This is a genomic window from Peribacillus phoenicis (assembly GCF_047238085.1).
In the GTDB taxonomy this organism is placed as follows: Bacteria; Bacillota; Bacilli; order Bacillales; family DSM-1321; genus Peribacillus.
The window spans coordinates 3,770,010-3,792,070 of record NZ_JBDFMF010000001.1; the positions used below are offsets into that span (position 1 = coordinate 3,770,010).

The following is a 22,061-nucleotide window of genomic DNA, read 5'->3' on the forward strand; positions in this document are numbered from 1 at the left end:
GCTGCTACGAAATACTCCTGCTTGTAAGTATCATTATGCCTTTAAACGTATCACATCAGCTGTTATCTCAAAATAACGTATTAGATTTTATTACTGTAGGTGTAATGTGGTTGGCGGTTGATAACTACTTCGTAGCTACTTCCCCTTGCTGTATGAGTTGATATGCTTTCAAAGCCATTTCAACGTTTAATCTGTTCTCCGGCATATCAAAATCAAGATCAAGAATCTTTTTTATTTTTTCCAGCCGATGATAGAGTGTTTGTCTTACAACATGCAATTTTTGAGCAGTAAGCTTCTTTGAGCGATCAAGCTCAAAGTATTTTGCTAAAGTCAAAAGCAATTCCGTTCCATATTCCTTATCATAGGATATTAAAGGAGAGAGATAGTCTTCAATAAAATGGACTGTATCTTGATCATGCTGAATTAATTGTATCAGCCGAAAGATGCCAAGGTCTTCGTAAAAGGCACTTGTTGAAAACGTACGATAATTTAAAGCTAACTGCGCTTCTCGATAACCAGTATGAGCATCCAAAAGTAACTGGTATTGTCGCCCAACGCCTATACGGATTTGGCTAGATTCACCTTCTTTAACATATAGCAAGGCATTGATCACTTTCAAGAAGCGGGCCTTAGAGGAATCGGCAGTTCCAAGATCAATAGCTAATACAATAATCTGGTTTCTCACTGATGTGATATAGGGTGTAAAAGAATGTTTTGCGAACCCAGATCGAATTTTTAAAGAATAATGATAAATAGCGGATTCATTTTCTTCATCCGATAAACTTAATGTAGACGGATGAAAAACACCTTCGATATCAACGATTACAATTCGATAACGTATAGAAGCGCGCTTAGATTTTAACGAAATAAATCCCCTTGCTTGTTCCTCATTATTGATGCGTCTATAAAGTAAATCATTTAGCCATGTAGATTCTAACCGTAATCGTTTTTCATCCAAATAATGTTTGCGCAATAAGTCTTGTGAGATTGCTAGAGAAGCACGATCAAGGATTAGGAAATCAAATTCATCCGATTCACGATCTAAAACCATAACAAGGTACGCCCAGATTTGATCCATTGCTCCGATCGGTTGGAGAAGAATAGTATGGTTTAATGCCTTCCATTCAACGGGCGAATCATTTGTAATTCGGTCATGCCAGTGTTCTTTATCTTCATAAATGGTTTGAAGTAGCTTTTCCATGAATTCATTTTTCAATCCTGGAATCGAAAAAGGTGTTCCATCTATAGGAAGATAGATAATTGGTGCTTCTGTCTTCTGTTGCAACAACTTTAAAATATTGGATAACCCATGAGTTGTGAGTGACAATGAATGGAACTTTCTTGAAATAGAATCTAATGTAACCAACTTCTCATGATGAGCATTAATGATATACGAATGTAGATCCTGTGCTATTTCGACGAAATTTATGAATTCTTTGAAAATAATAATCGGAAAGTTATACTCATTTGCCATCTCGATCATTTCTTTAGGCACCTTTTCGAAGTGGTGTCCAAGTTCTATACATAAACATGAAGCGTTGCGTTCAATAAGATTTAACAAAAATGAAGTATTAGAGGAGTCTCTCCATTCAAACCCAAATCCGGTGGAGAGTATTAGTTCCCCTCCCTGAAAGATGGTATCATCAAAAAACGGAATTTCAAGGACATGTGTCCATTTGACTTGACGATGCAACCCGTTTGTCCCCGCAACTACCTCCGTCTTTGAAAAGAGTGGGCGCTTAAGAACATCTTGTACTGTAAGCATATGTACCTCCTCATTTTATAATAGTTAGCTGTATCATCTTATTATAACTATACTAGAAAGTCTAAGCCCATAAAATATGGAACCCTATCTCTGTTTAACCCCAAGTTATGCGTTCTTTTACGTGCTTTGATGAAAGACCTTAATCAATTTCATAATTCACACTATATTTCATCAGTTATATGTGTGCAGTACTGAAACTTAAAATGACCAATAGAAAACAATGGAAAAATTATTATTTTTCCCCAATGCTATATTCCTAAAAGTTCAAGAAGACCAAAAGTGCTTGGTTAAAAAAAAACTAATATAAATTTAACCCCGTGTCTAATGAAAGGGCTATCATTTCCCTGTAAGATTTTAGAATGTTCAATAAATTAAATGCAATTAAAAAGGAGAATGAACAATGATAGTAGGAGTTCCTAAAGAATTAAAAACTGCAGAGACTAGAGTGGGATTAAATCCAACATGGGTAAAAAAATTAACAGCTTACGGTCATGAAGTACTAATACAAAGCATGGCAGGTGAAGCTAGTGGTTTTTGTGACGAGAAATATGTTTTGGCTGGAGCAAAAATAGTAAACACGATTGACGAAATTTATGAGAAGGCAGAATTTGTTGTTAAAGTGAAGGAACTTCAACCCTATGAATACGGCCTTCTTAAAGAAGATCAAATGATAATGGCATGGTTTCATTTGGCGGAAGATGTAAATCATGAAATGACACAGGCATTACTAGATAAAAAAGCAATTTCATTATCAATGGAATTAATCGTTTTACCTGACGGGACAAGACCTACGATTAAACCAATGAGTGAAATTGCAGGAACATTAGCAATGCTTGAAGCAGTCAAATATGCTCAATATGGTTATGGCGGAAAAGGAATACTTCTCCGGAAACTGGCCGGTTTACCTTCGAGCAATGTACTCATACTTGGTGGTGGCAATGCTGGACTCAATACTGCGCAAGTTGCTGTGGGTCTTGGATTGAATGTAACAATCATGGAAGCATCAATGAAACGCATGATTATTTGAACAATCAGTTGCCACAGGTGGACATTTTGGGTTGGGATAAAGATATGATGTTCGAAGAACTTATTCAAAGTGATGTTTTAATTAATACAATTTATCCGATGCCAGGGGTAACCGAGCCTCTCATTACACGAGAGATGGTCAGGAAGATGAAACCTAATTCCATTATTATTGATATTGCAGGAACGGGTATAATTGAAACCTCACGTTATACGACTTTAGAGGATCCAGTTTACTACGAACAAGAAGTCCTACATTACTGTGTCCCGAATATGCCGGCTCTATGTCCACAAACCTCGACAAACATGATGCTGATGACAACCGGCCCATATATTATGAACATTGCGAATAATGGTTTGAAAGAGGTTGTAGAAAATGATGTAATAGTAAGAAATTGTATCAGCACTTTGAACGGTGAAATTGTTCATCACGAAGTTGGGATCAATCATAACATGCCTTATACAGATATAAAAACGGAGTTACTATTGTCAAAATAATAAAGCGTCCTTAGAGTCATCTCATATTCTACGTTTCATTTCGATTGATTAGAAATTGGTGTACACGTTATTGAACAGGTCGCTATTAAAGAAATTCCAGGAGTCAGTAAAGATGCCGGCGAGAAGATTTTTGCAGGAATTATCTTTGTTATTCTGCAGACGGAATTCCTTACGAGGAATGGGGAAACAAGACAACAAATTCATGGATAATTCAAAGCAGGCTCCGCATCTTACTGACTTTTTTATGATTTCTAGAAAACCACGTATTAAAAATAAAAATAGCTATGGAAGTAAAAATTCAGATCCCATTTCTTGTGAAAGGTTAAATCAGGTAAAAGAGGAGAGTATTTTACATGTCAAAGCTAATGAAAACAGATAGAACACTGACACTCATTCCAGTTGTGTTGTTTGGTTTTTCATTTATGGGGTTAACCACAGCTTTTACTACATATGGTATTGCGACTAATATTTCTCACGGTATGGTTCCGGGAGCAATGATAGTTGCTCTAGTGGTAATGATGTTTACTGCTTACAGTTATGGGAAAATGGCAATTGCGTTTCCATCTTCCGGTTCTGCTTATGTTTATACGCAAAAATCGATCAATCCCTCTGTTGGATTTCTTGTCGGATGGGTGATCTTAATGGATTATTTATTTATGCCAATGGTGAATTATTTAGTATTTGGTATTTTTTTCTCAGCAGCCTTTCCAACAATTCCAAGTTACATCTGGATTTCAGGTATGCTGGTGCTCGTCACTTTTATTAATATTAAAGGATTGAAGTTTGCCACAAATGTAAACGCATTCATAACGATTTTCGCTTTACTTTTTATCCTTATCTTTATAGGTTTTTCTATTAAGGAAATTTTTATGGGCGAAAGCACAGCAACTCTTTTATCTCTTGAGCCATTCTATAATTCGAAAGAACCCTTTTCTTATACAATAGCTGGAGCAGCATTATTATGCTTTTGTTTCCTTGGGTTTGAATCAGTTACAGCGTTTGCGGAAGAAACAGTCAACCCTAAGAAAACAATTCCCCGAGCAGTTATTTTAATTACTCTTGGTGGTGGTTTAATCTTTACAAGTGTTTCATATTTCTCGTATCTAGTATGGCCAGAGTATAACACATTTAATAATCCTGATTCGGCTGCCTACGAAATTATTAAACTTGTTGGTGGAAAGGTGATGTACTCAATATATCTTGCGCTTTACGCATTAGCTGTATTGGGTAGTGCCATGTCGTCCCAGGCAAGTGCGTCACGAGTCCTCTATACGATGGGGCGAGATGGACAGTTTCCTAAAAAGTTCTTTGGCACCCTGCATCCGAGATATAAAACACCCGTAAATAATATACTGATCATTAGTTTTGTCTCTTTGCTTGCTTTATTTTTAAGTTTAGATCTTGTAGCATCATTTATTAATTTCGGGGCTTTTCTAGCTTACACTTGTGTTAATATTGCCGTAATTGCTCATTATTATATTAGAAATAGAGAACGTTCGGTAAAAGGAACTGTCTTATATTTATTTGTTCCTATTATTGGAGCTGCTCTTGATATTTTACTTCTTGTGAATCTTGATGCGCACTCAAAAGTGCTTGGAGTAAGTTGGTTAATAATAGGCTTCATTTATTTACTTGTATTGACAAAAGGACTTAAAAAACAGCCGCCAGTATTGAAAATCGAAGAAAATTATAGTGTAGATTTAAAATAAAGTCACGATGTTTATAAAAAAGATGAAAAACGGATTTAGACACAAACTATTGTCGGTATGAGACCTACAGGTCATTACTGAATTAATCTATCGAATGGTTATCTAACGAAATTGATGTCGTAAGTCAATCCTCAAAATTCTAATAAGAAATAAAGAGAATCGGGATAGAACTCAGTGAAAAAGTGCAGCAATCCTTCATCCCTACTCAAGGATGAAAGATTCTGCACTTTCTTCGGATGAAAGTTAGCTTGAACGAGGTCTTTTCCCGTCTGCTATAAGAAGGTTGATGCGATCTATGAGTTCAGGTAGTTCCTCCATCGTTTTGATGGTGAAGTCTGCGCCGTTTTTCATAAAGGTATCTGCCGTTTTAGAGATGAGTTCTTGTTTATCTCTATCTGGCAAACTTGTATACTCATCCAAACTCAATCCCATCTCAGAGCTTCCGACAATGACTCCGACCGACCATACCCCAGCATTCACTCCCTCTTGCATATCGGAAATGGTATCGCCTACCTTCACTACCTTCCATGATGCCGCTAATTTCAATTTTTCCATATTCCGATAGATCATGTAAGGATAAGGCCTGCCAATCGAATCGGTTGCATCCGGGGTTACATGGAAATCCGGCCCATACCCTTTTTGCAAAGCATTTGCTACGACGACCTCCATCATTGTATCCGTATATCCCGTTGTCGATCCAATCTTCAGGCCGCGATTCCTTAGTGCTTCCACCGTCTCGATGACCCCTGGAATGGGATCTGTATAATCCGCCAATGACATCATCAATGCCGGTTCAAATTCAGCATATAGTTTTTCAACGTCTTCCTCATTGAATGGCTTTCCGTATTGTTCCTCCCATAACGAAGATATCCTTGGCATGTTCAGCATCGCACGAATATGGTCAATTTTCAGCATGCCCATCGGAGCTCTGGCTTCCTCCATCGTCACGTCCAGTCCAGCATTCTTAAAAATATCCACAAAAACATTCACTGGTGCAAAACATCCAAAATCCACTGCTGTTCCAGCCCAATCCAAAATGATTCCCTCTACCTTATTCATACTGTCACCACTTTCATATATTTTTCTACGATCCTGCCAAGTTCCTCGATATCTTCTTCATGGATTTCGCCAATATTGCCGATCCGGAATGTATCTATGTCAGTCAGCTTTCCGGGGTAAATTACGTAGCCCCTCTCTTTGATGAAATTGTAGAAGTCCTCAAAATCAAAGGTTTCAGATGGAAAAAGGAATGTTGTAATGATAGGCGATTGTTTATCAGGTGAGATATATGCATGAATGCCCAATTTCCCCATCAGCTCCCTCAGCCTATCATTATTATTTTTATAACGGGTGAATCTCGCTGGGATGCCCCCTTCTTCCGTTAATTCTTCCAGCGCTTTAGCAAACGCGGCCACTACATGTGTTGGAGATGTGAAGCGCCATTTCCCATCCTTGTCCATCTCTTTCCACTGATCATATAAATCCAGGGACAAACTGCGGGCATTGCCTTCACAAGCCAACAATTTCTCAAGCTTTGCAATGACGAAACCAAAACCGGGGATTCCTTGAATGCATTTATTCGCACTGCTGATCAAATAATCAATTCCGAGTTCAGGCACATTCATCTCCACTCCGCCAAAGCTGCTCATCGCATCAATAATCAAGGATTTCCCTTGTTCGTTTGATATCTTCGAAACCATCTCTATCGGATTTAAAATCCCTGTCGTCGTTTCACAATGAACCATCGCTATATGTGTGATGTCACGATCATCCAGTAAAATGTTCCGGATTTCAGCTTCCTTTGGATATTCATTGTACTCAACGCCATATTCAACATGATTCAGACCGATGCACTCCGCCATTTTCACAATCCGCTTTCCATATGCGCCATTCGTAATGATCAGCACTTTATCGGATTTTGAAAGTGCTGTCGTCAGCACAGATTCTACAACAAACGAGCCGCTTCCCTGCATAAGTACAGCCGTATATTCTCCGTTTGCAGCATATGCCAATTCAAGAAGCTGGGATCTGATTTTTTGTGTGATTTCTTTATAATCATTTTCCCACGTACAGCGGTCAACAAGCATTTCCTGTTTCACCGTACTTGTAGTGGTCAGCGGTCCAGGCGTTAATAGTTTATAGGTATTCATTTAACTTCACTCCTCACTATATTTATCATTGTGCTGATTTAAAGAACTCTTGATGCTGTTTTAATAATTCAACCGTTAGGGGCTGCTTGTATTTCATAGGGTGAGCCGGTTTGTTCTTTTCCGTTACCTTTTCACCTTCATAAAGTGCGACCGGGTAATGGTTCAGCAATTCTTCTCTAGCATCTTTACTGATTGTTTCTGCCATTTTCATTGCTAAACTTGTTTTAGCTTCATTATCTTTATTTACGACAGCAACGGATTCCGTGTAGGAGAAATTCCCCTCAATCGGATCGACGAACTTGATCGGTAAGCCCGACTCTTTAGCCATCACGGCTTGGTAGCGTAAACCAAAACCGGCAGCCACTTCCCCTGCTTGAACTTTATTGATTGGGCCTGAACCTGAGCTCTCAAGATGCGGACCGCTATTTGCTATTAAGTCATGGAGAACCTTTTTCCCCTCTGCGTCACCGTATTGACTGATTATTGCTTGAACTAACAGCCACCCTGTTGAAGAGTCCAGGATATTAGGAATTGAAACGAACCCTTTATATTCCGGCTTTGTTAAATCCTTAATCGAAGTAGGCATCGGCAGGTCTTTTTGTTTAAGCACTTCCGTATTGACAAAAATGGAACCGGTATTTGCCAAAATCGGCGTATAATATGCTGGATTTTTTTCCAATGCTTTTGTACTGAACGATAGGTCCTTGAACATGGCGTGCTGACCTTGGGCACTTTCGATGAAATAAGAACTCATCGTCACGACATCTGCCTCGATTTCAGCGCCTTCTGCGAGCAGTTTCCCTCCTAATTCTGATGTGCCTAATGATTGAAGGACATATTTCCCTTCGTATCCGGCATCTTTCAGGGAAGTCTCCATTGCTGCAGTGGCTTCTTCATCGCCATTCGTATAAATGACCACCTTTTCCTCATCCGCTTTGCCGCTGTTACGGCCCACCAATACAAATACCAAACTTAGAGCAACTAAAGAAAGTAAGGCTATCTTCAACGTTTTAGACATAATATCCCCCTCATTAATGTTTGAATTGTCTTTTTTGATAATGATCACAAAGCAGTTTCACGACTAGATTTGTAAAAAAGATAAGCAAAGACAGGATGAATATTTCATTGAATTTGGCAAAATGCTGAAGCTCTTTAATTTTACTGGCCACTAATGTGGTTTGGGCCGTGACCAAAAAGATGATTCCGCTGATCGTCACCATACTATTGATGAAATAGTAGCTGAACATCTCGATCACCGTAGATGCCGAATTTGGCAGAATGACACGATAGATTGTCCTGATCCAGCTATCCCCCAATAGATTCCCGGTGGTTTCCCAACCAGGGTTCATTTTGGATAAAGAGTTCTTCGCCATTAAATAGGGTGTTGTAAAGAAGTGGACAATGTTACATAGAATGATGATTGCAAAGGTCCCCTTCCAGCTGCTGCCGTTGAACAGCAGCAAATACGATAAGCCCAACACCATTCCCGGTACTGTATTCGTCAGCATCGAAATGACATCCATTGACGATTTCCCCTTAAGGGGCGTCCGGACATTCAAAACCGCAGAGCTAAAGGCGATGAACGTTCCCATTACAGCCGTCATCAAGGCAACGAATAAGGAGTTTTTATAAACTGACGTTAAATCGCCTGATTGGAATGTGTCGATAAAGTGCTTTAAGGTGAACGAGAGATCGTAAGGGAAACTAGTTAAAAATGGTGCAATGAACATGACCGCAAATACAGAAAACATCCCTATCAAGACCAGCAGCGAGATTCCCCCAAAACATATATCCCTTCCTATGTGCTTCGTCAATTCGATATCGCTGAACTTGTCATAATGAAAATTAAGTTTTTCCAGATAGTTTAATAGAAAAACACTGAATACTACCGGAATGAGCATGAGAATGGCAATCACTGCACCATTATTGAAATCAGGAAGTGAACCTAGCATGACTTGATAAAGCTGCGTCGCAACGACGGAGTAGGTCCCGCCTACTGAAGCCGGTATCCCAAAGTCGGTGAAACTCAAGATGAAGGAAAGTACAAAAGCTCCACCCAAAGTTCCCGACAATGGCCGTATGATCGTATTCATGAAACTTCTTATCGTTCCGTCACCCATTAATTTTGAAACGATGATGAACTTTTTATCCATGTACTTGAAGGAATTATTAATGAGCAGAAAAGCTGATGGCAATGTATAGATCACATAACCTATCAATAATCCATTAAATCCGTATATATCGAATAAATTCCTTCCAAAAATCTTCGTTATGATTCCTTGATTGCCGAAAGAGTAGATAATCGCAAACCCGAACGTGATCGTCGGAAGCAGCATCGGAATAAGGATCCCGGTTTTAATTACACTTTTTAATGGCCTATATAATCGGGTGCAATGGATGGAATAGGCCAGGAAAAAGGCTAAAACGGTCGTAATGACGGCTGTGAGCCCTGAGATTTTCACGCTGTTTCCAAATGACATCATCAGCTCTGCATTTGAAAGGACCGTTAGATAATTCGAGAGATCGATTCCATCAGCCGTTTCAAAAGAACGGACGAACAATATCCCAAGCGGCAAGAAAAGAAAAGCGGCAAATAGCAGTAAGATAGGTATATAAATGACTCTCATTGCCGGTTTTACATCAGGCATACTTTTCACCGAATAAGTTGTAAATATTTTCTCTCTTGATCTCCAGTTGTTTAAGAATGAATTCCTTCACAAAATCATTGGCTGGCTGATTGATGATTTCTTGAGGCGATCCAAATTGAGAAATACTCCCTTGATTAATGATCAAAATCTTATCGGACATCGTCAAAGCCTCTTCCGGGTCATGTGTCACTATGATTGTCGTCAGCTTAAATTCTCGGGCGATGGATTTGATGCGTTCCTTTATCGATTCCTTGATCACACCATCCAAAGCACTCAGCGGCTCATCAAGTAATAGGATCTTCGGTTTCATTACAAGAGTCCTTGCGATCGAAACCCTTTGTTTCTGACCCCCGGATAATTCGCTGATCCTTTTTTTCAAATGCGGCGTTAATTCCAGGAAATCAATGTATTCCTGAAGCTCTTCCTTGGAAACGGATCCCTTCCTGTTCCTCAATCCATAAACGATATTTTCATAGGCATTCAAATGCGGGAAAAGAGCATAATCCTGGAAAACGATATTAAATCCCCGGTCTTTCATGGGCACGTTACTCAAATCGGTATCATTGAAAATGATTTTTCCATGATTGATACCCGTCAAGCCCAAAATTATATGCAATAAAGTAGTTTTGCCGCTTCCACTTGGTCCTAATAGTGAAACGATCTCCCCCGCTTTAATTTCAAGATTTATATTATCCAAAACTGATTTTCCATCGAATTGCTTGCTAATATTTTGTAATTTTAGCAAACCGTTCACCTCCTTTAATACACCCTTAGTATAAAAGCCCTTTGTAAAACGAATTTGAGATTTTTGTAAATACTCTGTAAATATTGAACACTTTCTTACCAACTTAATACTAACTTTTGACTAACTATTGATATTTTTATCATCTATATGTTGAATATGTTCGCGGTAAACAGTACACTTAAACTGAATATCAGGAAGATAGATATGAAGAATAGGCGGGTGTAACTTATGCTTCCTCTTGAAAGGCAAAAGAAGATCATCGAGTTATTAACGATTAGAAAAGTTATGAAGATTGCCGAGCTTACTGAAGAAATGCAAGTTTCCATCGAAACCATCAGAAGGGATATTAACCTTCTTACAAGGCAAGGAAAAATTGAAAAGATCTATGGCGGCGTTAAGCTGGTTCAATCGAAGTTTGGAGAATCGACGATAGATGAACGGATGTTCAGTCAATTAGAAGAAAAGGAATCCATCGCCCAAAAATGCAGTGAGTATATCGACGATGGTGATTGCATTTATATCGATAGTGGTTCGACAACCTATCAAATCGCTAAATATATAAAACAGAAAAAGAAACTGACCGTGATAACCAGTTCGATTCCCGTTGTAAATGAGCTCATTCATAGCGATATCGAGATATTGATCATTGGCGGGAAAGTCAGGCGAAATGAACAATCCATTGTTGCATTTGACTACTTATTCAACTTTAGTGAATTGAATATTTCAAAAGCATTCATTTGTGCGAGTGGCATAACCGTTGAAAAAGGCATATCCGACTATAATTTAGAAGAAGCGAACACACGAAAAAAAATCATCGATCTATCCCAAGAAGTCTATGTAGCCGCTGACAGCACAAAGTTCGGGAAAGACGTGACCATCGGGATATCATCACTGGATAAAATCGATTACATCATAACGGACGATCATCTGCATAAAGATTTCATCTCTTCGTTTAAAGAGACCGCAACAAATTTGATTCTTTCTTAAATACAAGAAAGAAACGGGAACTATACAATAGTATAATTCCCGTTTTTCAGATTCGGCGAATGCCAAGTGTATTCGGAATAAAGGACGTTTAACCAGTCTAATTTTAGCGATCACCTTCGGGAAATCAATAACTGCCGGACTAAATGATGTTCAGGGACCAATTAGCCCAAAGCGTCACCTTCATCACAACGTTGATTTCTACTCCAGGCACTCGCTTTCCGCGGGCGGTCCGGGAGCCTCCTCGGCGCTTTTGCGCATGTGGGGTATCCCCTGGACTCGCTTTTCCCGCAGGAGTCTCGCGCCTTCCGTTCCAATCAACTGGAACGTGTTTTAAAAGAAAAAACTGCAGGCTGGTCTTATTCCGAATTATGTTTAAGACTAGTTTATCTTTCATGTTTTATTCCTGTACTCCTTAATGGATGAAAGAAATTTGCGACACTCCTGCCGAATAACTGGCTAGCCGAGACCCCACAGACGCTTGCGTCGAGGAGGCTTGGCAGACAGTCGGCGGAAAGGGAGGGGATTTCTGAAATCAACTGCAACTTGAAATAAAAAAACTGTGTCCTCCATCAATGGAGAGTGAAACTCAGGCTAATTTCTGGTTTTGACTCTGACCGGGTCCGGCGATTCCCATAAAGTTGAGCCTAGTACCTCAATTAAAATTCCTTTCATGCTGAAGGAGCCATTCCTTTCTCCATAAGCCACCCGCGTAACCAGTTAATTTCCCATTTGAACCTATTATTCGATGACAAGGAATCACGATGCTTAACTTATTTCTGCCATTAGCGCTCCCTACTGCCCTAATGGCTTTTTCATTACCGATTGAAACGGCGATGTCTTTATAGGAACCCGTGTTAGCGTACAGGATTCCTGTTAAAGCGTTCCACACGTTTTTTTGGAAGATGGTCCCTTCAAGTATATAAGGAAATGTAAATTCCCTGCGTTCACCTTTGAAATACTCATCAAGCTGACTAAAGCACTCCACCAAAACCTTGGGCGTTTGATCTTGCATAATATTTATCTCTGTATCCCTTACAGCAAACATTATGGAACAGATGGCCTCATTCGTTCCTGATATCTCGATAACTCCAATTGGCGATTCATAATCTAATTTATGTAATTCAGTCATATAAGGACCTCCATTTCTGTATATGTGGATTACACTCGATTCTTAAGATTCATGTTGCGATATTCACTCGGAGAACAATTTTTCAATCGGCGAAATACCTTATAAAAGTTTGAAGGGCTTTGGAAACCCACTTCAAGGCAAATCTCAAGATTCGTTCGACTTGTGCTTGTTAGAAGGTATGCCGCTTTATCCACTCTGATTTTTTCCAAATAGGAACGGGGAGTTTCTAACGTTTCCTTTTTGAATAGCCGCTCCAGATAATAGGAACTTACACCGACATGATTGGCAATATCCTTTAATTCCACTTTTTGATTATACTGATTTACCAAGAAAGCGATGACATCTCTGACAAGTCCCATCTTCGGGGAATCATCAACTTCCGGTTGGCATCTTTTGCAAGCACGGAAACCAGCCTTTTCGACTTCATCGATGTCATGATAGAATTTCACATTTATTTTTTTCGGCTTCCTTGACCTGCATGAAGGGCGGCAGTATATTTTAGTTGTCTTTACTGCCGTAAAGAATAATCCGTCATATTTTGGGTCGCAGTCAATGATCTTCTCCCACATTTCTTCAAAAGAAAGATTTATAGCAACAGCCATTATACTCCCGCATCCTTTCACGTTTTAGTTCCCATATAAATGTGAGGTGTCATTTAGCTCTACTATTCGTGCTGTATCTTGTTCTAATAAAGCAATGATTTTATCAGATAGGGCATTTCCGAAACTGAATCGTTTCACTCCTAATCCTTCAAGCTCCTTACCATTCGTTAATCTAGGCAAAGATAATACATTAAGGGGAGCATCTATATTCAAAGTGATTTCCTTTATTTCATCATGCTTCGTTAATCCAGGGATGAATATTCCGCTGGCACCACTCTCCACATACGCTTTTGCCCGCTCTACTGTTTCCGGGAAAGGATTTTCTTTTTGAAAATAAGTATCTGTTCTAGCATTGATGTAAAAACCTTCATACCCATTATAATCCAACGCTTCTCTTATTTTTAATAGTAGGCTGCAGTGTTGAGATATATCTCTTAGACCTTTTTGTTTTTTGAGCGAATCCTCAATATTGATCCCGGCTACACCGACGTCTGCCGTCCTTAACACATTATCGACAATCTTTTCTTCGGTTTCACCATAGCCTGATTCAATGTCCGCAGTGACGGGAATTTTCACATTATCCGTAATTAGTTTAATGATACCTAAATGTCTTTCAAAATCAATCAATTCGCCATCGGAATAACCAAGGGAGTTGGCAATTCCCCAGCTTGTCGTTCCAATCGCCTTGAATCCTGATTTCTCGAGAATCAAGGCCGATAATAGATCCCAGGCGTTCCCCAATATCAACAGGTCCTTCGAAAAGTGTAATTCATTGAATTCCTTAATGTTAGTCATTATAGTTGCTCCTAAAATTTATTTATCCTCATTTTAACAATCACCCCAGCTCCAAATCGTCCTCATTCTTGCTCTTATGGTCCATTCAAACAATGATTGTGCTGGATTCCCGTTTAACGGTTCCAGACAAATAAAAAAAATGCCCATTCATACCAGGGCATTTTGATGATCAATTTATTAATTTACAAATAGATATAACTTCCTATGATATTCCTCAAATGCCTGCTGGTCCTTTTCCGTGTAGTCCATCCACTTCACTTTCTTGCATCTTTCCTCTAATCTCTCATTCAGTTCATCTTCTATTTCATTCATGAAACGAATGATTTCCCCATAAGGCATATTGAAATGACGGGCTGCGAGCCTGGGCGGAGAATGCTTTACCAGCAATCTCATGAATTGATCGACCGTGTCCGCCTTCGATGCAAGATAATCTTCTTCGTTCACGATGAATTCATACACTTGTTTTTTGACGCCAGAAAGTCTGGTTACTTCGTCGCGCAATAAAAACTCCATTAATCTTTCGTTCATATGGCTCTACCTCGAATTGGTTTATATTTAAATCCTTTTAGATATGTATGAAAAGTCTGTACTGCCCGATACCTCATTATGACATCGTAACCGCAAGCCATCAAGCAATTCCTGTATCAATACACAAAGCGTAATTGTTACGATTTACGATCCGTTTTAAGTAAAATAACATGTATATGCTTTAAAAGTCAACGTTCGTGTTGTGTGCATAGTAAGCATCCTGTATTGGCAAAATATGAGCATGAACAAATGGAAAAGCTCTTTATTAATTTTGTATAGGTAAAGAGAATAATTTTGTTAAAATTTGATATAATAAATGTAATATTTAGTAAATTAGTATCTTTTCCTAGAATTTGCTTTTGCAAAGGGGTAGAATGAATCTAATGACATCTTATTTTTTCTAAATGTTTCCGAGGAGTTATAGGGTGGGTATAGCAAGTACATAGTGACAGCTGAAATGCTGTCCGACATATCGGTTGTTTTCATTTGTTCAAAATAACAATGAAAAGAATAAGGAGTGATTTTTTGAAACCTTCAACAAATCGCATGTTAACCCGTATTAAATCCGTTTATATGTTCATTAGTAATAACGGTACGGTTTCTACTCAAGAGCTTGTAGAAGAATTTGGCATCACTCCTCGAACTGTGCAGCGCGATTTAAATGTCTTAGCATACAATGACCTTGTTCAAAGCCCAAGCCGAGGCCTTTGGACGACAACAAGTAAAAAGGTGAAGATGTCATCGTAAAAAGAACGACCACCCGAACAAGATCGATATGTAAAATACTTTGAGGAGGACAATATTGTCCGCCTCATTTTTTGTATCCAGCTATCATTCAGTCGGTTGGCCTGCCTTTAACTGTTCAAGCTCCTCCGCCGTCAACTCACGGTATTCACCAAGCTCAAGTTCCTCATCAAGCTGTAAACTCCCCATGGAAAGACGCTTTAGGTAGACGACACGTTTGCCAACGGCCTCAAACATCCGCTTCACCTGATGGAACTTTCCTTCCATGATCGTTAGCTCGATATCCGATGTCAGACCTGATTTTAAAATGTTCAATTCACCTGGTTTTGTTTCGTATCCATCATCCAAGGTCACGCCGTTGCGGAATGCCTCGATATCCCGTTCAGTCACTTCGCCATCAATGACCGCAAAATATGTTTTAGGGACATGTTTCTTTGGAGAAAGCAGTTGGTGGGCAAGCTTTCCGTCATTCGTGATCAGCAATAAACCTTCCGTGTCCTTATCAAGACGGCCTACAGGAAATGGCTCGAATACCGAATCTTCGGGCTCCAAGATGTCGATGACCGTTTCTTGATAGTTGTCTTCCGTTGCCGACAATACGCCTGGCGGTTTATTCATCATTAAATATATGAATTCCCTGTATTCAACCCGTTCACCATGAACCGTAACGATTTCCGTATCAGGGTCCACTTGTTCCTTCGGGTCCTTAAGCAGTCTGTCATTGACCTTGACGGCGCCGGATTTCAGGAGTTTTTTCACTTCTTTCCTGCTGCCATAACCAATATTGGATAAAATCTTATCTATTCTCATCGTTTCCTCCTAAAGCCTTTTTCAGTAAAAAGCCTTGCCCACTTTAATGACAGGCAAGGCCAATATATTTTAATCTGGGGATTCACCATTCAATACCCTTTATTTTACACATCAAACTTCCAGCTTATAATCCTAATTTAGCTTTTAACCGATCGATCCGGGTACCGAACAAACGATGGGCAAGTTTGCTTTTCAAGGAAAGCGCCGCATAAATGAGCGCTCCAAAAATTGCACAAACGGCCACGATCAAAATCGCCTGGAATCGCCCTTCCGTTGTAAGCCACAGCGATAATAAACTGTTCATGCCCCATGCAGCCAGTCCCATGATAATTGAAAAAACAGTGATCAAAACAGATCTTCTGATGGTAAGGCTGTAACGATATCCAGTAAAGTAGGTGATGACATACAAATTCAGCAGCACAGCAGCCAAGTAGCCGAATGCCGTGGCATAAACGGATCCTTCCGTTTCAAACAACTTGATCATCGGAATATTCAAGCTCAATTTGATTAAAAAGCCCACAAGCAGGCTGAGCACCGTATATTTTTGCTGATTGATGCCTTGTAAAATGGCCGCCGAAACGGAAAAAAGCGCAAATAAGATGGAAACGGGCGCATATGCCTTCAGGACACTGATTCCAAGTGGATCATGGCTGTAAAAGGCACTATAGATTGGATCGGCTAGCACCGACATGCCAACGACAGCTGGAATCGTAATGAACAACAAAATTTGGAAGGCTTGGTTCAGCTGGCGGTTTAACTCTTCCGAATCCTCACTTACATATGCCTTCGTCACCGAGGGCAGAAGCGCCATTGAAAATCCGGTTGCAAGCGTCATCGGAATCAAGACAAGCTTCTGGGCATATACATTCAACACCCCAAGTGCATCCTCAGCAACATGCTGCAAACCGATTGAAGACATCGCCTTATTGAAAGATAGCAAGTCCGCAAACTGAAACAATGGCATCGCGATTCCGACAAATATGAAAGGAATCGACGAAAGAAATATTTCTTTATAGATCTCCTTCAGGGAAATTTCCATCGTCCCCCGGTCTTTCTTCATCAAGCTGTCCAAATGGGGTTTTTGTTTTTTCCAATACCAAAATAACACCACTAAACCGCCGACAGCCCCGACCGTCGCCGCGAAAGTAGCTACTTGGATGGCTCTTACTAACTCTCCATCCATGACATTTAAAACAACATACACACCAGCCAAAAGGAACACGATGCGGACAATTTGTTCGATAACCTGAGATATGGCCGTTGGTTCCATCGCTTCATGACCTTGAAAGAAGCCGCGGATGATGCTCATGAACGGTACAAAAATCAAGGCGAAGCTGACTGCCCGTATGATCTCCGTGACATCACTGACATCTTCCTTCTTGACCCCAAAGACTCCAGTAAACAGCGGGGCCATCGTATAGAGAATCAAAAAAGCGAGAAAACCGGTGACAACCATTAATTTCAGGCTCGATTTAAATAACTTCTCACCAACGGCGTATTCCTCGAGCGCATTATACTTCGAAATGAATTTAGAAACAGCAAGCGGCATGCCTGCCGTTGCAAAGCTAATGAAAATGGTATATGGAACGTACCCATATTGATAGAGGGTAGCCCCTTTATTCCCAACCATATGTTCAAATGGGATTACGTAAAATAAACCAAGTATCTTGGATATGATCGCTCCCAGCGTTAATATAAAAGCCCCTTTTAAAAACTTAGATGACATCTAATCCCTTCCTGCCTCTGTCAGTTACGTTTCACACGCTCTTTATCTTATCATATTAAAGTATTTTTTCTATAGAAAACTACACTCAAGTTTATCGTTTTCGATGATAATACACAAACAAATAATTCCTTTTCTTCTACATTCGCAATCTGACGGGCTCTTGCTATATAATGAAGGGACTGAAAATGATAAAGTGGTGATCAATTTGAAATATGATGTAGTGGTAATTGGCGGCGGCCCTTCCGGATTGATGGCAGCAATTGCAGCCGGTGAAAAAGGTGCCCATGTCTTGTTAGTGGATAAAGGCGAGAAGCTTGGCAGGAAACTTGCAATCTCGGGCGGCGGACGCTGCAACGTGACGAACAGGCTCTCAATCGATGAAATCATTCAGCATATCCCTGGAAACGGGCGATTTCTATACAGTGCTTTCTCAGAGTTCAATAATGAGGACATTATTCAATTCTTTGAAAAATTGGGCGTGGCTCTAAAAGAAGAGGACCATGGACGGATGTTCCCTGTCAACGATAAAGCGCAAAGTGTCGTGGATGCCCTGCTGACGCGCCTATCGAATTTAAAAGTAACGATCTATAAGAACTCTCCAGTTGCGGAAGTTCTCTATGAACATGGAAAAACCAGCGGTGTCCGGTTAAAAGATGGCCAGACCATTGACACGGATGCAGTTGTTATTGCAGTCGGCGGGAAATCAGTTCCCCACACCGGTTCAACGGGAGACGGCTACGCATGGGCTAAAAAGGCGGGACATACGATTACCGAGCTGTTCCCAACTGAAGTTCCCGTACTTAGCCATGAAACATTCATTAAAGATCGAACACTTCAAGGTCTTGCACTTCGCGATGTTTCATTGAGTGTCCTTAACCCAAAGGGCAAGGCCCTGATCACACACCGAATGGATATGCTCTTCACCCATTTTGGCGTCTCCGGTCCAGCTGTTCTAAGATGCAGCCAATTCGTCGTGAAAGCGATGAAAAAATGGAACCTGTCGGAAGTGACCATGAAACTCGATGCCCTGCCGGACCGAAACAAGGAAGAGGTTTTTCAAGATATCATGAAGGAAATCAAAGCCGAACCGAAAAAAGCCATTAAAAACACCTTAAAAGGCTTAGTTCCTGAACGATACCTTCACTTCCTGCTTGAGCGAAGCGGCATCGACCTTCAAGAACAAGGAGCGACGATATCAAATGAAAAAATCCGCCGTTTTGCAGAATTATGCAAGGACTTCCAATTCGGAGTGCACGGCACCCAGCCGCTGGAAAAAGCCTTCGTCACGGGCGGCGGCGTATCCGTCAAAGAAATACATCCAAAGGAAATGGCATCCAAACTAATGGACGGACTGTATTTCTGCGGTGAAATTCTGGATATACACGGATACACAGGCGGCTATAATATCACATCGGCATTAGTAACCGGCAGACTCGCCGGAATGAATGCTGCCATGTATGCCCGTTCATAATTCGTAAAAGAGGCTGATCCGCTTGGATCAGCCTCTTTAATGCGATTTCGTAAGCCTTCACATCCATTCGGTGTTTGTTAGGCATTAATTCAGGTGTTGGCGCCGGCTTTTCAGCCGTTGGTACAGTTTATTCGACCGTTCTCATACTTAATTCGACCGTTGGCGCATTTTTTCGACCTACATGGAACTTAATTCGGCCACTCTCTCAATTATTTCGGCCGCCGCCTATTTTATCCGGCTTTCCGTTTAAAACATTTCTGGATGATGGCGAAAAGCTTCGAGATCAATGGTATTCCGTTCCGTGAATGTGACGCCTTCACTCTCGAGCATCGCCTTCTGGTGTTCTGCGGCGCCCTCCGCTTTTATGCCGATTTCTCCTTTGGCATTGATTACCCGGTGCCAAGGAAGGTCATGTTTTTTGCTGCTTGAATGAAGGATCCTTACGACCTGCCTTGCACCGCGCGGACTTCCGGCGAGCTGTCCAATTTGACCATATGTCATCACTTTACCGGAAGGGATTTGTCGTATGATATTAATTACCCGTTCAGTAAAACTTTCCAAATAACTTGCCCCTTCCATTCTATCCGTTTGCTAAAATCGTGATTTTTTCATCTGTTATCAGGACCCCATGATGCTTGATCAAGTTTGTCCTAAGCTCAGCAGGCACTCTGCAGTCATCGTACGCACAAACCGAAATCAATCCTCGTTCCTTGATCAGTTTGTCGATTCCTTTTTCATATTCGCCTATCGCAAAGCAGGCTTGATCGTCATGGCCCCATTCAACATGACCCCAAGTCCGCACGTGCTGATTGCGTCCAGTGTATGAATCGATATTTTCCAAGAAATAATTAACCATCGTCGAAGGATGGAAGTCTCCATGAAAGCAATAAAAATCAAAATTATTCATAAGATGCACTTGCTCCAATTGCTCCTCATTTAAATGAAGCTGCAATTTCTTGTACACGAAAGGAAAAATACGGTCATTTTCGACGACCAGAATATGGTCTCCCTGTTCAACACCGGCAATGATGAACGTTGCCTCATTTTCAATGTATGTCTCCAATTCATTAAAACAGTATAAGATATGTCCACCATCCGATTGCTGTAGATTTTCTATTAGTTGTTTCAGATTGTTATCCAAAATGGATCTCTCCTTTAAATACACCAGTCCGCTCTATGTATTATGTATAACTTTACCCATTATCTCCGTGTTTGTAAAATTCATAGAAAAATATAATCAGTTATTCTTAATGACATCTGTTATGATTGGGAATTTAGTTGAATCGGATTGAGGCTGCTTTTAGTCCACTCATCGAAAGACCAAGGCAGCCCATTTCAGCAAACTCCGTTCTTCATGCATTTTCCCTTAGTATGTTCACCCTTAAATTACGGGATAATACGGCACATAGCGCGGGTTATAATAATATGGCGGTCTCGGTCCTATAAGCGGCAATTCAAAGGTATTTGGGTTGGAATCATATAACAACTCCACCTTTTCATCAGATTGATCGACCAATAACAATTTCACTTCTTCGCTATAATAATATGGCATATTAAGGCCTCCAAAAACAATTTTTCTACACTTCAGCATATTCTAGCTGTACGGCAACGAGCCCGTACCCATACATGTTCTTCATGCACGGCATATACCTGATCGTCATAGAGTAATCCGACTAAATTCTTTTTTAGGAGGACTCCTCATGGCAGAAGATAAGAAAAAGAAATCATCATGTGAAGGCTATCCCATGCATCCGAATTATGGAAAGATCACTCGTTATCATGACGTCCCCATCACGGTTCCGGAGCAACGGCAATTTCGCCAACCTGGTGTAGAAAAATTAATGGTGCCCCGGCCCATCATCGAAAATCCCAATTATAAGGGCAGTGGGAAATTAACAGGTAGTGTCGCATTGATAACTGGCGGAGACAGTGGAATTGGCGCTGCGGCTGCCATCGCTTTTGCTAAAGAAGGGGCAGATGTTTCCATCGCTTATTTGGATGAACATGAGGATGCCAATCGGACTAAAACGAGAATTGAAGAGCTTGGGCAACGTTGCTTACTGCTGCCTGGGGACTTAAGGGATAAGCAGCAATGCATCAATATCGTGGAAGACACCATCGAAACATTTGGAAAGCTCGATATTCTTTGTAACCACGTGGGCATTCAATTTCAGCAATTAAGCTTGCTTGATATTACGGATGAGCAATTCGATGATACCTTTAAAGTGAATATCTATTCCCACTTCTACACGACGCGTGCTGCCCTTCCCCATTTAAAAGCTGGGTCCTCCATCATTAATACATCTTCTGTCGTGACGTTCAATGGGAATAAGCAATTAATTGATTATACGGCGACTAAAGGGGCCAACATTGGTTTTACCCGTGCCTTGGCAAACAGTCTTGTCGATCAAGGCATCCGGGTGAACGCCATTGCGCCCGGAAGGTTTTGGACACCTCTCATCCCGGCAAGTTTCTCGGCAGACGAAGTGACACAAGTCGATAATCCGATGGAGCGCCAAGGCCAGCCATTTGAACTTGCTCCCACCTTTGTCTATCTCGCCTCTGATGATTCCCGTTTTGTGACAGGACAAACACTTCATGTCAATGGCGGGGAAGCGACATCGTCCTAATTTCCACAACGAACATGCCCCCTTCCCAGGACGTCAAGACGGAAAAAAGACTACCTTTGATTGCCCGTCAGCAAGCAATAGGTAGTCCATTATTTGATTAT

The 22,061-nt window shown here is 40.6% G+C and carries 23 protein-coding genes; 8 read left to right on the forward strand and 15 right to left on the reverse strand.

The genetic code is table 11. The annotated features are described in order from the left end of the window. Positions 1–124: 124 nt before the first annotated feature. Positions 125–1,765: a PucR family transcriptional regulator gene (locus ABC374_RS18470; protein WP_413019361.1), complete on the reverse strand. Its 1,641-nt coding sequence runs from the start codon at positions 1,763–1,765 to the stop codon at positions 125–127. Between the two features lie 400 nt (positions 1,766–2,165). Between ABC374_RS18470 and ABC374_RS18475 the strand changes: the two genes are divergently transcribed. The 4 genes from ABC374_RS18475 to ABC374_RS18490 all read left to right on the forward strand — a co-directional run bounded on the left by ABC374_RS18475 (position 2,166) and on the right by ABC374_RS18490 (position 4,995). Beyond that, positions 2,166–2,792, forward strand: a complete 627-nt coding sequence (locus tag ABC374_RS18475) for a Rossmann-fold NAD(P)-binding domain-containing protein (RefSeq protein WP_413019362.1) — start codon at positions 2,166–2,168, stop codon at positions 2,790–2,792. A 26-nt stretch (positions 2,793–2,818) separates the two neighbouring features. Next, on the forward strand, positions 2,819–3,286 hold the full coding sequence (locus ABC374_RS18480) for a hypothetical protein (RefSeq protein ID WP_413019363.1): 468 nt from the start codon (positions 2,819–2,821) through the stop codon (positions 3,284–3,286). A gap of 112 nt (positions 3,287–3,398) precedes the next feature. Next, entirely contained in the window at positions 3,399–3,665 is a 267-nt protein-coding gene (locus tag ABC374_RS18485) for a hypothetical protein (RefSeq protein WP_413019364.1), read from the forward strand. Further along, complete coding sequence (locus tag ABC374_RS18490) at positions 3,640–4,995, forward strand: APC family permease (protein ID WP_413019365.1); 1,356 nt, start codon at positions 3,640–3,642, stop codon at positions 4,993–4,995. Before ABC374_RS18485 ends, ABC374_RS18490 begins: the two co-directional genes overlap by 26 nt. Before the next feature lie 243 nt (positions 4,996–5,238). Here the strand turns inward: ABC374_RS18490 and phnX are convergent, their stop codons facing one another. Genes phnX through ABC374_RS18515 form a run of 5 tightly spaced genes read right to left on the reverse strand, consistent with a single transcriptional unit; the run spans position 5,239 to position 10,538 of the window. Then, positions 5,239–6,054: a phosphonoacetaldehyde hydrolase gene (phnX, locus tag ABC374_RS18495; protein WP_413019366.1), complete on the reverse strand. Its 816-nt coding sequence runs from the start codon at positions 6,052–6,054 to the stop codon at positions 5,239–5,241. Then, positions 6,051–7,145, reverse strand: a complete 1,095-nt coding sequence (gene phnW, locus ABC374_RS18500) for a 2-aminoethylphosphonate--pyruvate transaminase (protein ID WP_413019367.1) — start codon at positions 7,143–7,145, stop codon at positions 6,051–6,053. Before phnW ends, phnX begins: the two co-directional genes overlap by 4 nt. A gap of 25 nt (positions 7,146–7,170) precedes the next feature. Continuing rightward, a complete protein-coding gene (locus ABC374_RS18505) occupies positions 7,171–8,163 on the reverse strand; it encodes an extracellular solute-binding protein (protein ID WP_413019368.1) in 993 nt (330 codons plus the stop codon). A gap of 13 nt (positions 8,164–8,176) precedes the next feature. Continuing rightward, a complete protein-coding gene (locus ABC374_RS18510) occupies positions 8,177–9,793 on the reverse strand; it encodes an ABC transporter permease subunit (protein ID WP_413019369.1) in 1,617 nt (538 codons plus the stop codon). Next, positions 9,786–10,538, reverse strand: coding sequence for an ABC transporter ATP-binding protein (locus ABC374_RS18515; protein WP_413019370.1), 753 nt, complete (start codon positions 10,536–10,538; stop codon positions 9,786–9,788). The genes ABC374_RS18510 and ABC374_RS18515 overlap by 8 nt, the downstream gene beginning before the upstream one ends. 228 nt (positions 10,539–10,766) lie before the next feature. On the opposite strand from ABC374_RS18515, the gene ABC374_RS18520 reads away from it, so the two are divergent. Then, positions 10,767–11,525 carry a DeoR/GlpR family DNA-binding transcription regulator gene (locus ABC374_RS18520; protein ID WP_413019371.1) on the forward strand — a complete coding sequence of 253 codons (759 nt, stop codon included), beginning with the start codon at positions 10,767–10,769 and terminating at the stop codon, positions 11,523–11,525. Positions 11,526–12,177: 652 nt separating this feature from the next. On the opposite strand, the gene ABC374_RS18525 is transcribed toward ABC374_RS18520, so the two are convergent. From ABC374_RS18525 to ABC374_RS18540, 4 genes are all read right to left on the reverse strand, one after another. Then, positions 12,178–12,654, reverse strand: coding sequence for a methylated-DNA--[protein]-cysteine S-methyltransferase (locus tag ABC374_RS18525; protein ID WP_413019372.1), 477 nt, complete (start codon positions 12,652–12,654; stop codon positions 12,178–12,180). Between the two features lie 29 nt (positions 12,655–12,683). Beyond that, positions 12,684–13,256 carry a bifunctional transcriptional activator/DNA repair enzyme AdaA gene (locus ABC374_RS18530; RefSeq protein WP_350299791.1) on the reverse strand — a complete coding sequence of 191 codons (573 nt, stop codon included), beginning with the start codon at positions 13,254–13,256 and terminating at the stop codon, positions 12,684–12,686. Between the two features lie 24 nt (positions 13,257–13,280). After that, on the reverse strand, positions 13,281–14,051 hold the full coding sequence (locus tag ABC374_RS18535) for an isocitrate lyase/PEP mutase family protein (RefSeq protein ID WP_413019373.1): 771 nt from the start codon (positions 14,049–14,051) through the stop codon (positions 13,281–13,283). A gap of 177 nt (positions 14,052–14,228) precedes the next feature. Then, positions 14,229–14,579, reverse strand: coding sequence for a hypothetical protein (locus tag ABC374_RS18540; RefSeq protein WP_101223034.1), 351 nt, complete (start codon positions 14,577–14,579; stop codon positions 14,229–14,231). Positions 14,580–15,104: 525 nt separating this feature from the next. On the opposite strand from ABC374_RS18540, the gene ABC374_RS18545 reads away from it, so the two are divergent. Beyond that, on the forward strand, positions 15,105–15,326 hold the full coding sequence (locus tag ABC374_RS18545; RefSeq protein WP_034309346.1) for a DeoR family transcriptional regulator: 222 nt from the start codon (positions 15,105–15,107) through the stop codon (positions 15,324–15,326). Between the two features lie 84 nt (positions 15,327–15,410). Here the strand turns inward: ABC374_RS18545 and ABC374_RS18550 are convergent, their stop codons facing one another. Both ABC374_RS18550 and ABC374_RS18555 read right to left on the reverse strand, forming a co-directional pair. Beyond that, positions 15,411–16,133 (reverse strand): pseudouridine synthase, encoded by a 723-nt coding sequence (locus ABC374_RS18550; protein ID WP_350299793.1) that lies wholly within the window; start codon positions 16,131–16,133, stop codon positions 15,411–15,413. Positions 16,134–16,257: 124 nt separating this feature from the next. Then, positions 16,258–17,859 (reverse strand): putative polysaccharide biosynthesis protein, encoded by a 1,602-nt coding sequence (locus ABC374_RS18555; protein WP_350299794.1) that lies wholly within the window; start codon positions 17,857–17,859, stop codon positions 16,258–16,260. Between the two features lie 205 nt (positions 17,860–18,064). On the opposite strand from ABC374_RS18555, the gene ABC374_RS18560 reads away from it, so the two are divergent. Next, positions 18,065–19,330: a BaiN/RdsA family NAD(P)/FAD-dependent oxidoreductase gene (locus ABC374_RS18560; protein WP_144477186.1), complete on the forward strand. Its 1,266-nt coding sequence runs from the start codon at positions 18,065–18,067 to the stop codon at positions 19,328–19,330. Positions 19,331–19,576: 246 nt separating this feature from the next. Here ABC374_RS18560 and ABC374_RS18565 read toward each other — a convergent pair whose 3' ends face one another. The 3 genes from ABC374_RS18565 to ABC374_RS18575 all read right to left on the reverse strand — a co-directional run bounded on the left by ABC374_RS18565 (position 19,577) and on the right by ABC374_RS18575 (position 20,882). After that, positions 19,577–19,891, reverse strand: a complete 315-nt coding sequence (locus ABC374_RS18565; protein WP_413019374.1) for an MGMT family protein — start codon at positions 19,889–19,891, stop codon at positions 19,577–19,579. A gap of 19 nt (positions 19,892–19,910) precedes the next feature. After that, positions 19,911–20,471 (reverse strand): MEDS domain-containing protein, encoded by a 561-nt coding sequence (locus tag ABC374_RS18570; protein ID WP_413019375.1) that lies wholly within the window; start codon positions 20,469–20,471, stop codon positions 19,911–19,913. A gap of 240 nt (positions 20,472–20,711) precedes the next feature. Next, a complete protein-coding gene (locus ABC374_RS18575) occupies positions 20,712–20,882 on the reverse strand; it encodes a hypothetical protein (RefSeq protein WP_170971649.1) in 171 nt (56 codons plus the stop codon). A 148-nt stretch (positions 20,883–21,030) separates the two neighbouring features. Here ABC374_RS18575 and ABC374_RS18580 point away from each other — a divergent pair, with 148 nt between their 5' ends. Beyond that, positions 21,031–21,960, forward strand: coding sequence for an SDR family oxidoreductase (locus ABC374_RS18580; RefSeq protein WP_413019376.1), 930 nt, complete (start codon positions 21,031–21,033; stop codon positions 21,958–21,960). Positions 21,961–22,061 lie beyond the last annotated feature (101 nt).

Excerpts from the sequence above, each read along its gene's own strand:
- ABC374_RS18470 (WP_413019361.1), bottom strand. The coding sequence starts at position 1,765 with ATGCTTACAGTACAAGATGTTCTTAAGCGCCCACTCTTTTCAAAGACG.
- ABC374_RS18475 (WP_413019362.1), top strand. The coding sequence starts at position 2,166 with ATGATAGTAGGAGTTCCTAAAGAATTAAAAACTGCAGAGACTAGAGTG.
- ABC374_RS18485 (WP_413019364.1), top strand. The coding sequence starts at position 3,399 with ATGCCGGCGAGAAGATTTTTGCAGGAATTATCTTTGTTATTCTGCAGA.
- ABC374_RS18490 (WP_413019365.1), top strand. The coding sequence starts at position 3,640 with ATGTCAAAGCTAATGAAAACAGATAGAACACTGACACTCATTCCAGTT.
- phnX (WP_413019366.1), bottom strand. The coding sequence starts at position 6,054 with ATGAATAAGGTAGAGGGAATCATTTTGGATTGGGCTGGAACAGCAGTG.
- phnW (WP_413019367.1), bottom strand. The coding sequence starts at position 7,145 with ATGAATACCTATAAACTATTAACGCCTGGACCGCTGACCACTACAAGT.
- ABC374_RS18505 (WP_413019368.1), bottom strand. The coding sequence starts at position 8,163 with ATGTCTAAAACGTTGAAGATAGCCTTACTTTCTTTAGTTGCTCTAAGT.
- ABC374_RS18510 (WP_413019369.1), bottom strand. The coding sequence starts at position 9,793 with ATGCCTGATGTAAAACCGGCAATGAGAGTCATTTATATACCTATCTTA.
- ABC374_RS18520 (WP_413019371.1), top strand. The coding sequence starts at position 10,767 with ATGCTTCCTCTTGAAAGGCAAAAGAAGATCATCGAGTTATTAACGATT.
- ABC374_RS18525 (WP_413019372.1), bottom strand. The coding sequence starts at position 12,654 with ATGACTGAATTACATAAATTAGATTATGAATCGCCAATTGGAGTTATC.
- ABC374_RS18530 (WP_350299791.1), bottom strand. The coding sequence starts at position 13,256 with ATGGCTGTTGCTATAAATCTTTCTTTTGAAGAAATGTGGGAGAAGATC.
- ABC374_RS18535 (WP_413019373.1), bottom strand. The coding sequence starts at position 14,051 with ATGACTAACATTAAGGAATTCAATGAATTACACTTTTCGAAGGACCTG.
- ABC374_RS18540 (WP_101223034.1), bottom strand. The coding sequence starts at position 14,579 with ATGAACGAAAGATTAATGGAGTTTTTATTGCGCGACGAAGTAACCAGA.
- ABC374_RS18550 (WP_350299793.1), bottom strand. The coding sequence starts at position 16,133 with ATGAGAATAGATAAGATTTTATCCAATATTGGTTATGGCAGCAGGAAA.
- ABC374_RS18555 (WP_350299794.1), bottom strand. The coding sequence starts at position 17,859 with ATGTCATCTAAGTTTTTAAAAGGGGCTTTTATATTAACGCTGGGAGCG.
- ABC374_RS18575 (WP_170971649.1), bottom strand. The coding sequence starts at position 20,882 with ATGCCATATTATTATAGCGAAGAAGTGAAATTGTTATTGGTCGATCAA.
- ABC374_RS18580 (WP_413019376.1), top strand. The coding sequence starts at position 21,031 with ATGGCAGAAGATAAGAAAAAGAAATCATCATGTGAAGGCTATCCCATG.